Genomic DNA, 12,249 nt, shown 5'->3' with positions numbered 1-12,249 from the left:
TGCAGCCGCCGCGATACCTGGGGGAGCGGGTTTACCCGCGAACAAGGCCGCGGCCTTTGCCCATACCTAAAGAGTGGTAGGGCGGACCTCTTCGCGGGTAAACCCGCTCCCCCAAGTATCGCGACGGCCTCAAAAATCATTGAAAGCAGTAAGATAAAATCTGCTCTATGAAAGCTGGCTTGTCGGAACGCCGGACCGCTCGCGATCGAGGCCAAAGGGCTCGCCTGGCAATACAGCCTGCAAACCCGATGCGCGAGCAGAGGAGCAGATATACAAGCAGTTCACCACCGCACACCCACCTTCAACGCCCACAAAAAAGCCCTGTTCGCACGGTTCAGGGCTTTGGTCTCAAGAATTCTCTGACCCTCGAAAATCAATTAAGTTTCACAGCAAAAACAATAACTTATAGAATTGTGTACAACTTCTACCAATCGTCGGATTTACATTGCCAACCTCCCTGCGCCCCTGCAAATTCGCCTCGTCATCCCTATGAGGCTTTCTCGATGAAGAAGTACTCCTCGATTCTGTTGTTGTCCCTCGGCCTGCTCAGCGGCGTTGCCATGGCTGGTGGCTCCACCGAAGCTGGCATTGGCGGCGCATTGGGCGGGGTACTCGGCTCGGTGGTCGGTCAACAGATTGGCGGCAGCACCGGCGGCGCGATCGGCGCGGGGCTGGGTGGTGCCGCAGGCAGTGCCGTAGGCGCCGACAAGCGTCAGCGCGGTGAGGCGGCCATCGGTGGCGCCTTGGGCGCGGCAGGCGGCAACGTGCTGGGCCGTAGCGTAGGCGGCACGACTGGCAGCTATATCGGCGCGGCAGCTGGCGGCGGTGCCGGCGGTGCCCTGGGCAATTACATGGGCAACAAGGCCGATGCAGACGATCGTCGCGATCGCCGTGGCTATGACAACCGTCGCCACGACCGCGGTCACCACTATGGCCATCGCAAAAACAAGCGCCACTGGCGTCACCGCTAAGTCCTTGGCTGCATCCCGATACCGATAGAGCCCTGTCCTCTTGCCCTGGACAGGGCTCTTTTCGTTCAGGTGGGCATCAGCAGCCCTGACAGCACCACATGCAGATCACCGGTCACGGTCACCGGCGCGCCAGTGGCACGATCGACGAATACCTGCACCACATTGCCCACCGCGCACGCCTCGTCCTCTGCGACCCGGAACAGCGCCAACTGATATTCCACCGTACTGCCACCGAGGCGAGCCACGCCGATACCGACCTGTAACGAATCGGGGAAACTCGGCAAGGCAAGGAAGTCCGCGGATGAACTGACCACGAAACCGGTGATCGGGCCTTCTCGCAGGTCCAGGCCGGCCTGTTGCGCCAGAAAAGCCAGGATCGCCGTCTCGAAGTACCCGTGCACCAGAGCGCCGCCAATATGGCCGTTGAGGTCGGCGTCCTGATAGCGCGTCAGGATGGGATGAAAATGAGTAAACCGTTGGCGGTGGGTCAGGTCGGTCAAGTCGAACTCCGGTAATCGAGGTGGATTGGCCGCAGTGTAACCCGCGATTTCCATCGCCCCACCAATCTGGCGAGCATGCCGCTGCCCCTCGCGCCCTGCAATTCGCGCCCATGAAAAAGCCGCCCCTCGGGGCGGCTCCTGTTTCCTGCCGGTTTCGCTTACAGCTGCGGACCCGCGGCCTTGATGACGTCGGAAACATCGAACTTCTTGAAGTTCTCGATGAACAGCTTGGCCAGCCCTCGAGCGGCCTCATCGTAGGCGGCAACATCTTCCCAGGTGTTACGTGGGTTGAGCAGTTGGGTCTCGACGCCCGGTACAGCCTTTGGCACGTCCAGGTTGATGACGCCCAGGTGCTCGGTCTCGGTACCGATCAGTGCGCCGCTCTGGATCGCTGCGATCACCGCGCGGGTAGTCGGGATGTTGAAGCGCTTGCCCACGCCGTAGCCGCCGCCGGTCCAGCCGGTGTTGACCAGGTAGACCTTGGAACCGAACGCATTGATGCGCTTGATCAGCAAGTCGGCGTATTCGCCGGCCGGACGCGGGAAGAACGGCGCGCCGAAGCAGGTGGAGAAAGTCGACTTGATCCCGCCGCCCGAGCCCATTTCGGTGGAGCCGACCAGCGCGGTGTAACCGGACAGGAAGTGATAGGCCGCCTGCTCGTTGTTCAGGATCGACACCGGCGGCAGCACGCCAGTCAGGTCGCAGGTCAGGAAGATGACAGCATTCGGCTCACCGCCCAGGTTCTTCTCGGAACGCTTCTCGACGTGCTCGACCGGATAGGCGGCGCGGCTGTTCTGGGTCAGGCTGCCATCGGCATAGTCGGCCTTCTTGGCGTCGTCCAGGACGACGTTTTCGAGAACGGCGCCATGCTTGATGGCTTTCCAGATGACCGGCTCGTTCTTCTCGGACAGGTCGATGCACTTGGCATAGCAACCACCTTCCATGTTGAAGACGATACCGGGGCCCCAACCGTGCTCGTCGTCACCGATCAGGTAACGGCTTTCGTCGGCGGACAGGGTGGTCTTGCCGGTGCCGGACAGTCCGAAGAACAGAGTCACGTCGCCGTCTTCACCGATGTTGGCCGCGCAGTGCATCGGCAATACGTCGGCGGCCGGGAGCAGGAAGTTCTGCACCGAGAACATCGCCTTCTTCATCTCGCCGGCGTAACGCATGCCCGCGATAAGCACCTTCTTCTGGGCGAAGTTGATGATCACGCAACCGTCGGAGTTGGTGCCGTCACGCTCTGGCACGCATTCGAAATTGGCTACGTTGAGCACTTGCCACTCTTCACGACCGGCAGGGTTGTACTGTTCCGGATTGATGAACAGGCAACGACCGAACAGGTTCTGCCAGGCAGTCTGGGTGGTCATCTTGACGGCCAGGTAGTGATCGGCCGAAGCCCCTACGTGGACATGGGAAACGAAGTGTTCTTGTGCGTTGTTGAACGCTTGGACGCGGTCCCACAGGGCATCGAACTTGTCGGCCGGGAACTTGCGGTTGATTGGGCCCCAGGCGATGGCTTCCTGAGTAGACGGCTCTTCGACGATGAAACGATCAGCCGGCGAGCGGCCTGTTCGATGACCGGTTTTCACGACCAGCGCGCCAGTATCGGCCAGCTCGCCTTCACCGCGGTTCAGCGCTTCTTTTACCAGCTCATCGACGCTCAGGTCGGTGTACACGGTGTTGATGGCTTGCGTCATGAGATTTCCCCATCCGGCCTGCGGCCGAGTGCTCCAAACGTTTTGTAGTTGTTCGTTTCAAACTACTACAGCGAAAAAAGTGGCCGGATTATGCCAGAAACGCCCAAAAAAAGTAGGGCCCTCCTGTCAGAACAGCGGTTTAGCGCGGTTAGACAGGAAAAAGTCCCGAAGTGAAACGTTTCAGTGACGAGTTTCTGACGGCTCGTCCGTTCCGCCACCTGCAAAGAGTTGCGCCACATCGGTGTTATCGAAGAAGTAGCGCTGATTACAGAACTGGCAATCGATCTCTACCTGCCCCCCGCACTCTTCGACCAGTTGACTGGCATCTTCCAGGCCCAGACTGACCAACGCGTTGCCGGATCGCTCTCGCGAGCAGCTGCAGCGGAACCGCAGCGCCTGGCTTTCGAACATGCGCACGGCGTCTTCATGGTAGAGACGGTGCAGCAAGGTTTCGTTGTCGAGCGCCCATTCATCGGCACTGAGCGTCCCGGCCATGGCAACCACATGCTGCCAGCTTTCGTCGCGTTCTTCCTCGTCCCGCTGGCGGTCCGCCGGCAACTGCTGCAGCAGCAGTCCGCGAGCGCGACCGTCCCGCGCGTCGAGCCAGAAGCGCGTGTTGAGCTGCTGCGACTGGATGAAGTAATTGGTGAAGCATTCCGAAAGGTCCGCCCCGTGCAGGTCGACGATGCCCTGGTAACGCTGCCCCTTGATGGGATCGATGGTCAAGGCCAGGGCGCCTTCGGGCATCAGCTGCGACAGAGTGGCGTCTGGAGCGATCAGGTCGGCCTCATAACGGGCCATGCCACGGATATCGTGCTCGCTCGAGCATTCCACCATGAGCATGGGAATCGGCCCTTCGGAGCGTGCCTGCAGTATCAGCAGGCCGTCGAACTTGAGCGTACCGACCAGCAGAGCGGCGGCGGCCATGAGCTCGCCAAGCAGCAGGGCGACCGGTTGAGGATAGGGATGGCGCGCCAGCACATCGGCGTAGCTGTGTTCCAGCGTTACCCATTCACCACGGATATCGCGGTCGTCGAAAAGAAAACGCTGGGTCGAATCGGTATCAGGCAAGTCAGACATAGGTTTTGGCTATCTAAAAAATGGTGACAAAATGTTTGCAGGCTTGTTGAGCCTGATCCAGAGCGCTCCCGAGAGCACTACAGTCTTACGTTTGCAATAGAGGTATCTTATGGACAATCGGCCACTCTTCCAAGAAAGGTGGTCCATCGGCCCACTGGCAGTCTGCACCTTGCTGCCCATGGCCCTACTGTGTTTCTGGCTATGGCCTTTTGGCCAGATCCTTTGCCTGACATTCGACGAGTGGCTGTTCCACGCGCTCAATGGCCCCTTAGCGACCAATACGACATGGCGTCATGTATGGACTGTCGGGAGCATGCGTCCTTTCGACATCGTTGTCGGCCTTATCCTCCTTGCCGTCTTGATCCGCGGCAATTGGGTATTCAAGGCGGTCAAGATTCGTGAGGCCTTCTTCGGCTTTTTGGTAACCCTGTTGCTCTTAGTGGTGGTGCGCGCACTGTTTTCCAAGTGGACCGATGCCATGGGATGGCAACACAACAGTCCTTCGATGGTGTTTCCCGATGCCATTCACCTCAGTGACTTCTATCCGGACCTGGAAGCGCGCTGGGAGCTAAAGGACCGTTCAAGCCAGAGTTTCCCAGGCGACCATGCTTCGGTACTGCTGGTCTGGGCGCTGTTCATGAGCCTGTTCGCTCGCCGTTTGCTCCAGCACCTGGTGATCTGGGGGCTGGCGCTGTTGTTCATGTTGCCCCGCCTGGTCGCGGGCGCCCATTGGGGCCAGGACGACTACATCGGTGGGCTGCTGATGGCCATTTTCGCCATTGGCTGGAGCTGCTATACCCCGCTTGCCGCCAAGGGCAGCGCGGCTTTGCTGCGCTGGACCGCACCGCTGTTTCGTGGACTGGCTCGGCTTCCCGTACTGGGCCGCCTTGAAGTGCTCCGCTATCCAGTCTAGTCATAGTTGCCGTGCAGCTGATGGATCTGCCGACGCTGTTTCTTGGTCGGCCGGCCATCGGTACTGACGCCCAGCGCGCCCGACTTGCGCAGCGCCGCCGCTTCTTCACGGCGGCGCAGGCTGTCCGGGGTCTCTTCGTACAACAGTTGTGCCTCAGGCGCTCCTCGGCGCACGGCCGATAGCGCCTTCACTACCACGGTGCGCTCGTCGAATCCGGTGCGCAGGAGGAACTCATCGCCCACGCGGGGTTCCTTGCCGGGCTTGCAACGCTCGCCCCGGCAATGCACCTTGCCACTCTCGATTGCGGCCTTGGCCAGTGCCCGAGTCTTGTAGAATCGTGCCGCCCATAGCCATTTGTCCAGACGAACCTTGTCGTCTTCTTCCGACTTGTATGCCATCGCTTATCCTCGAATTCAGTCTTTCATGGAACTGTACTACCGTAACTGACGGATGCAAAAAGTCCTCGGCGTGCTTACAGTTCACCTCTTTACCGCAGGTTGTGCATCTTGAAGACATTTGACCATCTGACAGTGATCGGCCTGCGCGAATGGGTCGCCTTGCCCGACCTCGGGGTCGCAGGCCTTCGCGCCAAGATCGACACCGGTGCCAGCACCTCCAGCCTGCATGCCACCGAGGTCGAGCCGTTCGAACGCGATGGCAAGCCCTGGGTACGTTTCAATGCGCACCTGGGGTCGATGGTGCAGTTGCGTCACCGCCACTGCGAAGCACCGTTGGTGACCATGAAGACCATCAAGAGCTCCAACGGCCACGCGCAGGTGCGCTATGTGATCCGCACGCCTCTGGCGCTGGGCGATCGGGTCTGGGAGGTCGAGTTCACCCTCGCCTGCCGCAAGGCCATGCGCTATCGGCTGTTGCTAGGTTCCAAGGCACTGATTCACGGTCAGCTCGTCGTCAACCCGGGCCTCAAGTACGTCCAGGACAAACCGGCCTTTCCGGCCACCCTTTTCCCTGCCACAGGTGCTGCATGAAGATCGCTGTGCTGTCGCGCAATCCGCGTCTGTATTCCACTCGTCGTCTGGTCGAAGCCGGCACTCAGCGTGGCCACGAGGTGGTGGTCATCGACACCCTTCGCGCCTATATGAACATTGCCAGTCACAAGCCGCAGATCCACTATCGCGGCAAGCCGCTGGAGGGTTTCGATGCGGTCATCCCGAGGATCGGTGCCTCGGTGACCTTCTATGGCTGCGCCGTGCTGCGCCAGTTCGAAATGATGGGCGTATTCCCGCTCAACGAATCCGTGGCCATTGCCCGTTCGCGGGACAAGCTGCGCTCGCTGCAGCTGTTGTCGCGCCGTGGCATCGGCCTGCCCATCACAGGCTTCGCCCACTCGCCGGATGACATTCCCGACCTGATCCAGATGGTCAACGGCGCGCCACTGGTGATCAAGGTACTGGAAGGCACCCAAGGCATCGGTGTAGTGCTCTGCGAGACCACCAAGGCGGCCGAGTCGGTGATCGAGGCTTTCATGGGCCTGAAGCAGAACATCATGGTCCAGGAGTACATCAAGGAAGCGGGTGGTGCCGATATCCGCTGTTTCGTCGTCGGCGACAAGGTCATCGCCTCGATGAAGCGTCAGGCCAAGCCGGGCGAGTTCCGCTCCAACCTGCACCGCGGTGGCGTGGCCAGCCTGATCAAGATCACTCCCGAAGAGCGCATGACCGCCATCCGGGCCGCCAAGGTGATGGGTTTGAGCGTCGCCGGCGTGGACATCCTGCGATCGAACCACGGCCCGCTGGTAATGGAGGTCAACTCCTCGCCTGGGCTGGAAGGCATCGAGGTCACCACCAGCAAGGACGTGGCGGGAATGATCATCGAGCACCTGGAGAAGAACGGCGGGCCAAACCTGACCCGCACCAAGGGCAAAGGCTGATCAGACCGCGTCGCGTGGCAGCAGCAGGCCCAGAGGCAGTCGCACACGGGCCTCGATGCCGCCGCCAGACCGATTGCGCAATTCGACATTGCCACCGTGCTGGGCGGCGATCCGCTTGACGATCGCCAGCCCCAGGCCCGTGCCCTTGCCGCTGCGGGCACGATCACCGCGGATGAACGGGTTGAAGATGGTTTCCAGTTCCGCGGGATCGATACCGGCGCCACGGTCCAGCACGCTCAGCACCACGTAGGGCGCGCTGTGATCTCCTGATACATAGGCGGCCACCTCGACCCCCTTGCCGGCATGATGAAGCGCATTGCCGATAAGGTTGTTGAGCAGACGCTTGAGCGAAACCCGACGCAACGGGAACGGCGGTATAGGCTCCAGGCACAAGCGCACCTGCTCTTCAGGCTGGTTGAAGGGCGCTACCACTTCACGCACCAGATCACCGAAATCGACCTCCTCGACCGGCTCGTCACGGCCATCGCGGATGAACGCCAGGAACTGGTCGAGGATCGCGTCCATGTCCTCGATGTCGCGGACCATGTCGTCGGTCAGGTCGTTATCGTTGGCCAGCAACGACAGCGACAGACGTAAACGGGTCAGGGGCGTGCGCAAGTCATGGGATACCCCTGCGAGCATCAGTTCGCGCTCGCGCCCGGCCTGTTCAACGTCCTCGGCCATCTGGTTGAAGGCGCGATAGACTTCCGTCATCTCGCTGGGCGTGTCGCTGATCGGCAAGCGCACGCTGCGTCCCTGGCCCAGTTGCCGCGCCGCGAATACCAGACGCTTGAGCGGCTGGCTAAGCTGGCGCACGAATATCCAGGCCGATGCCGTGGACAGCAGGCCGATGGCGAGGAACCAACCCAGCACGTTCCAGATCTTCTGGCCACGCAACGGGTGCGGGTAAAGCGGCACTTTCAGCCAGCCATCCCCCAGGCTCGGTGCGTTTACCCACAGCGCGGGCGGTGCATGCACACGCAGGCGCACTTCGGTGTCCTCGCCCAGCTCGGCCTGCATCTGACGCTGGTAGATCTCGCTGTAGGGCCAATGCTGCTCGCCTTCGGGCACCCCGGAACCCACCACGCGGATCAGACCGGCAGCTTCGGCGATCCTGTCGCGGTTTTCTTCGTCGGCCGCCCAATAGGCACGCAGGGTCAAAGCCACGCCGTGACTGTATTGCCGGTCGACCAGCACATCTTCGTTCATCAGCAGGTAGACCAAGGTCAATGCCTTGGAGAACAGGACGACGATCAGCACCAGCCAGAGCGTGCGGGCGAAGAAGCTTTGCGGAAACCAGAGAGGCGTTTTCATCGGGGAGTACTACACAGTGCAAGGGCGAATACGGCTCGCTGGAAATGCCAGCCTGCCAAAGACGAAAACAGGGCGTCCCGTCCGGGACGCCCTGCCGCGATGAGGCAAGCGCGCGGGCTCGACATCATTTGCCGGCGTTGCCGTCCGGCACGAATACATAACCCACGCCCCAGACCGTCTGGATGTAGCGTGGCTTGGACGGGTCCGGCTCGATCATGCGACGCAGGCGCGAAATCTGCACATCGATGGATCGTTCCAGGGCGTCCCACTCGCGACCACGGGCCAGGTTCATCAGCTTGTCGCGGGTCAGCGGCTCGCGGGCATGCATGACCAGGGCCTTGAGCACGGCGAATTCGCCCGTGGTGAGCATGTGCACCTCATCGCCCCGCTTGAGTTCTCGGGTCGCGAGCGACAGTGAATAGTCGCCGAAGGTGACCGTCTCGTCCTCGCTGCCAGGCGCACCCGGTACGCTCGGTGCCTGACGACGCAGGACAGCCTTGACCCGCGCCACCAGCTCGTCGGGGTTGAACGGCTTGGACAGGTAGTCGTCGGCGCCGAGTTCCAGGCCCTTGATGCGACTCAGCTCGTCACCCTTGGCCGTGAGCATGATGATGGGAATCTGATTGTTCGCCGCGCGCAGGCGGCGGCAGGCCGAGAGGCCATCCTCGCCGGGCAGCATCAGGTCGAGCACCACCAGGTTGAAGACTTCGCGGGCGAGCAGGCGGTCCATCTGCTCGACATTGGGCACTGCGCGAGCACGGAAGCCCTTGCTGGTGAAGAAACGCTCCAGCAGGCTGCTCAAGCCCGGGTCATCATCGACGATGAGAATTTTTTCGCCTTCAGCGGGGATTGCAGTGCTGCTCATGAATAACTCCTCTGATCTCGGCGCGCATTATGGCGTAGCCACCGGGTGACGTGCCGTGTGCATTGTTAGCAGATTTTTCCCCTGGTGCCACTCCTGCCCTTTGCCGGCTGGCCTGCGGCCATCACCACGACGTCGGCTGCGGGGGTATACTGCGCGACTTTTATCCAGCGCCGCCGGCCCCGACGCCCGCTTGCGGCCTCTAGCACTCACAATTTTTCAGGTGGTTTTATGGACAGCATCAACAGCCGTATCGCCGAGGAACTGGGCGTTCGCCCACAGCAGGTCGAAGCGGCCGTCACTCTGTTGGATGAAGGCTCGACAGTGCCCTTCATCGCCCGTTACCGCAAGGAAGTCACCGGCAGCCTGGACGACACCCAACTGCGCCACCTGGAAGAGCGCTTGCGTTATCTGCGCGAGCTCGACGATCGCCGCGCCAGCATCCTCGCCAGTATCGAGGAGCAGGGCAAGCTGACGCCGGAGCTGGCCCGCGAGATCAAGCTGGCTGACACCAAGACCCGCCTGGAAGACCTGTACCTGCCCTACAAGCAGAAGCGCCGGACCAAGGGCCAGATCGCCCTCGAAGCCGGTCTCGGCGAGCTGGCCGATGCCTTGTTCGACGATCCGCAGCTGTCGCCGGAAGGCGAGGCGGCGCGTTTCGTCGACGAAACCAGGGGCGTGGCCGACGTCAAGGCGGCCCTGGACGGCGCCAAGTACATTCTCATGGAGCGCTTCGCCGAAGATGCCGGCCTGCTGGACAAGCTGCGCAGCTTCCTCAAGCAGGAGTCGGTCCTCAGCGCTCGCGTGGTGGCCGGCAAGGAAGAGGAAGGCGCCAAGTTCCGCGACTATTTCGCCCATGACGAATTGCTGCGCACCGCCCCATCGCATCGCGCTCTCGCGATTTTCCGCGGGCGCAACGAAGGCATATTGAGCGCCTCGCTGAAAGTCGGTGAAGAACTGCCCGGTACCTTGCACCCTTGCGAGATGATGATCGGCAAGCATTTCGGCGTGGCCAACCACAACCGCGCGGCTGACAAGTGGTTGGCCGAAGTGGTGCGCTGGACCTGGAAGGTGAAGCTCTATACCCACCTGGAAACCGACCTGTTCGGCGAGCTGCGCGACAATGCCGAAAGCGAGGCGATCAACGTCTTCGCCCATAACCTTCATGACCTGCTGCTCGCGGCGCCCGCGGGCCCGCGCGCCACACTGGGCCTGGATCCGGGGCTGCGCACCGGCTGCAAGGTGGCGGTGGTCGACCGGACCGGCAAGGTCCTGGATACCGCCACCGTCTACCCGCATGTCCCGAAGAACGACTGGGACCGCACCATTGCCGTGCTCGCCGCCCTGTGCGCCAAGCATTCGGTCGAACTGATCGCCATTGGCAACGGCACCGCCAGCCGCGAGACCGACAAGCTGGCGGCCGAGCTGATCAGCAAGTACCCGGCGTTGAAGATGACCAAGGTCATGGTGTCCGAGGCAGGCGCTTCGGTGTACTCCGCCTCCGAACTGGCGGCACGCGAATTTCCCGACCTGGATGTTTCGCTGCGTGGCGCCGTTTCCATTGCCCGTCGCCTGCAGGACCCACTGGCCGAACTGGTGAAGATCGATCCGAAATCCATCGGTGTCGGCCAGTACCAGCACGACGTGTCGCAGGTCAAGCTGGCTCGCGGCCTGGACGCCGTGGTCGAAGACTGTGTGAACGCCGTCGGCGTGGACGTCAATACCGCCTCCGTGGCGCTGTTGACTCGCATCTCCGGACTCAATGCGACCCTGGCCTCGAACATCGTCGCGCACCGCGATGCCAACGGCCCCTTCGCCACCCGCGCCGCGCTGAAAAAGGTCAGCCGCCTGGGCGAGAAGACTTTCGAGCAGGCGGCAGGCTTCCTGCGCGTGATGAATGGCGACAATCCGCTGGATGCTTCGGCGGTGCACCCGGAGGCCTACCCGCTGGTGCAACGCATCGCCGCGGGCACCGACCGCGACATCCGTTCGCTGATCGGCGACAGCGCCTTCCTCAAGCGCCTGGACCCCAAGCAATTCACCGATGAAACCTTCGGCCTGCCGACCGTCACCGACATTCTTCAGGAACTCGACAAGCCCGGTCGCGACCCGCGTCCGGAGTTCAAGACCGCTGCCTTCCAGGAGGGCGTCGAAGACCTCAAGGACCTGGAGCCGGGCATGATCCTCGAAGGCGTGGTGACCAACGTCACCAATTTCGGTGCCTTCGTCGACATTGGCGTGCACCAGGATGGCCTGGTGCATATCTCGGCGCTGTCGGAGAAGTTCGTCAAGGACCCGCGTGAAGCGGTCAAGGCCGGCGACGTGGTGAAGGTCAAGGTCATGGAAGTGGACATCCCGCGCAAGCGTATCGGGCTGTCCATGCGCATGAGCGACACGCCCGGCGAGAAAGTGGAAGGCAATCGTGGCAGCCGTCCCCAGGGCGGTGGCGCTCGTCAGCAGCAGGCCCCGGCCCGTCAGCGTGAGACTGCGGCGCCGTCCAACAATGCCATGGCGGCGCTGTTCGCCAACGCCAAACAGTTGAAGAGGAAGTGATGGAGACCACGCCAGAGTATATGGAAAGTGCCTTCAGCCGACTTCTGGGCTGCCGCCTGCAACGCCTCGACGAAGGCGTTGCCGAGGTCGCCCTGGCGCTTGAGCCGCACCTGCGCAACCGGGGCGGCAACCTGCATGGCGGGGCCCTGTTCAGCCTGGTCGACATCGCCATGGGCCTGGCCTGCTCGAGCAGTCACGGCTTCGAGCAGCAGAGCGTGACGGTGGAGTGCAAGATCAACTACATGCGCGGCGTCAACGAAGGCGAGGTGCTCTGCATCGCCCGCGTCCTGCACGCCGGGCGACGCACACTGGTGGTCGAAGCGGACGTGCGGCAGGACGACAAGCTGGTCGCCAAGGCACAAGGCACCTTCGCTGTCCTCTAGCCCGCAAACCCTGTTCTGCGGTACTTTCGGCAGTGCGCTGGCACTGCCGAAGCTTGCGTAAACCAGGCGACTACGCCAGTTC

The 12,249-nt window shown here is 62.0% G+C and carries 12 protein-coding genes; 6 read left to right on the top strand and 6 right to left on the bottom strand.

Annotation, left to right across the window (positions count from 1 at the left end):
* Positions 1-503: 503 nt before the first annotated feature.
* Positions 504-971 (top strand): glycine zipper domain-containing protein, encoded by a 468-nt coding sequence (locus G7009_RS10935; protein ID WP_181130090.1) that lies wholly within the window; start codon positions 504-506, stop codon positions 969-971.
* A gap of 65 nt (positions 972-1,036) precedes the next feature.
* Here G7009_RS10935 and G7009_RS10930 read toward each other — a convergent pair whose 3' ends face one another.
* The 3 genes from G7009_RS10930 to hslO form a co-directional block, all read right to left on the bottom strand.
* Positions 1,037-1,471 carry an acyl-CoA thioesterase gene (locus G7009_RS10930; RefSeq protein WP_258197909.1) on the bottom strand — a complete coding sequence of 145 codons (435 nt, stop codon included), beginning with the start codon at positions 1,469-1,471 and terminating at the stop codon, positions 1,037-1,039.
* Positions 1,472-1,629: 158 nt separating this feature from the next.
* Positions 1,630-3,171 (bottom strand): phosphoenolpyruvate carboxykinase, encoded by a 1,542-nt coding sequence (locus tag G7009_RS10925; protein WP_181130088.1) that lies wholly within the window; start codon positions 3,169-3,171, stop codon positions 1,630-1,632.
* A 180-nt stretch (positions 3,172-3,351) separates the two neighbouring features.
* Positions 3,352-4,251 (bottom strand): Hsp33 family molecular chaperone HslO, encoded by a 900-nt coding sequence (hslO, locus tag G7009_RS10920; protein ID WP_181130087.1) that lies wholly within the window; start codon positions 4,249-4,251, stop codon positions 3,352-3,354.
* A gap of 109 nt (positions 4,252-4,360) precedes the next feature.
* Here hslO and G7009_RS10915 point away from each other — a divergent pair, with 109 nt between their 5' ends.
* Positions 4,361-5,164, top strand: coding sequence for a phosphatase PAP2 family protein (locus G7009_RS10915; RefSeq protein WP_181130086.1), 804 nt, complete (start codon positions 4,361-4,363; stop codon positions 5,162-5,164).
* Here the strand turns inward: G7009_RS10915 and G7009_RS10910 are convergent.
* The gene (locus G7009_RS10910; protein WP_181130085.1) at positions 5,161-5,562 is read right to left on the bottom strand and encodes an RNA-binding S4 domain-containing protein; all 402 of its coding nucleotides are present in this window, start codon (positions 5,560-5,562) and stop codon (positions 5,161-5,163) included. The genes G7009_RS10915 and G7009_RS10910 overlap by 4 nt on opposite strands.
* A gap of 108 nt (positions 5,563-5,670) precedes the next feature.
* On the opposite strand from G7009_RS10910, the gene rimB reads away from it, so the two are divergent.
* Both rimB and rimK read left to right on the top strand, forming a co-directional pair.
* Complete coding sequence (rimB, locus tag G7009_RS10905) at positions 5,671-6,153, top strand: retropepsin-like aspartic endopeptidase RimB (RefSeq protein WP_181130084.1); 483 nt, start codon at positions 5,671-5,673, stop codon at positions 6,151-6,153.
* The gene (rimK, locus tag G7009_RS10900) at positions 6,150-7,055 is read left to right on the top strand and encodes a 30S ribosomal protein S6--L-glutamate ligase (protein ID WP_181130083.1); all 906 of its coding nucleotides are present in this window, start codon (positions 6,150-6,152) and stop codon (positions 7,053-7,055) included. The genes rimB and rimK overlap by 4 nt, the downstream gene beginning before the upstream one ends.
* On the opposite strand, the gene G7009_RS10895 is transcribed toward rimK, so the two are convergent.
* Both G7009_RS10895 and ompR read right to left on the bottom strand, forming a co-directional pair.
* Positions 7,056-8,369, bottom strand: coding sequence for an ATP-binding protein (locus G7009_RS10895; protein ID WP_181130082.1), 1,314 nt, complete (start codon positions 8,367-8,369; stop codon positions 7,056-7,058).
* A gap of 124 nt (positions 8,370-8,493) precedes the next feature.
* Positions 8,494-9,234 carry an osmolarity response regulator transcription factor OmpR gene (gene ompR / locus G7009_RS10890; RefSeq protein ID WP_181130081.1) on the bottom strand — a complete coding sequence of 247 codons (741 nt, stop codon included), beginning with the start codon at positions 9,232-9,234 and terminating at the stop codon, positions 8,494-8,496.
* Between the two features lie 228 nt (positions 9,235-9,462).
* On the opposite strand from ompR, the gene G7009_RS10885 reads away from it, so the two are divergent.
* Both G7009_RS10885 and G7009_RS10880 read left to right on the top strand, forming a co-directional pair.
* On the top strand, positions 9,463-11,784 hold the full coding sequence (locus G7009_RS10885) for a Tex family protein (RefSeq protein WP_181130080.1): 2,322 nt from the start codon (positions 9,463-9,465) through the stop codon (positions 11,782-11,784).
* A complete protein-coding gene (locus G7009_RS10880; RefSeq protein ID WP_181130079.1) occupies positions 11,784-12,167 on the top strand; it encodes a PaaI family thioesterase in 384 nt (127 codons plus the stop codon). Before G7009_RS10885 ends, G7009_RS10880 begins: the two co-directional genes overlap by 1 nt.
* Positions 12,168-12,249: the final 82 nt, after the last annotated feature.

Source organism: Pseudomonas capeferrum, assembly GCF_013523055.1.
Taxonomy (GTDB): domain Bacteria; phylum Pseudomonadota; class Gammaproteobacteria; order Pseudomonadales; family Pseudomonadaceae; genus Aquipseudomonas; species Aquipseudomonas capeferrum_A.
The sequence above is the reverse complement of the archived record's forward strand: the minus strand, read 5'-3'. Positions and strand labels throughout refer to the sequence as shown.

Coding starts and splice junctions, on each gene's coding strand:
- G7009_RS10935 (WP_181130090.1), top strand. CDS start 504: ATGAAGAAGTACTCCTCGATTCTGTTGTTGTCCCTCGGCCTGCTCAGC.
- G7009_RS10925 (WP_181130088.1), bottom strand. CDS start 3,171: ATGACGCAAGCCATCAACACCGTGTACACCGACCTGAGCGTCGATGAG.
- hslO (WP_181130087.1), bottom strand. CDS start 4,251: ATGTCTGACTTGCCTGATACCGATTCGACCCAGCGTTTTCTTTTCGAC.
- G7009_RS10915 (WP_181130086.1), top strand. CDS start 4,361: ATGGACAATCGGCCACTCTTCCAAGAAAGGTGGTCCATCGGCCCACTG.
- G7009_RS10910 (WP_181130085.1), bottom strand. CDS start 5,562: ATGGCATACAAGTCGGAAGAAGACGACAAGGTTCGTCTGGACAAATGG.
- rimK (WP_181130083.1), top strand. CDS start 6,150: ATGAAGATCGCTGTGCTGTCGCGCAATCCGCGTCTGTATTCCACTCGT.
- G7009_RS10895 (WP_181130082.1), bottom strand. CDS start 8,369: ATGAAAACGCCTCTCTGGTTTCCGCAAAGCTTCTTCGCCCGCACGCTC.
- ompR (WP_181130081.1), bottom strand. CDS start 9,234: ATGAGCAGCACTGCAATCCCCGCTGAAGGCGAAAAAATTCTCATCGTC.
- G7009_RS10885 (WP_181130080.1), top strand. CDS start 9,463: ATGGACAGCATCAACAGCCGTATCGCCGAGGAACTGGGCGTTCGCCCA.
- G7009_RS10880 (WP_181130079.1), top strand. CDS start 11,784: ATGGAGACCACGCCAGAGTATATGGAAAGTGCCTTCAGCCGACTTCTG.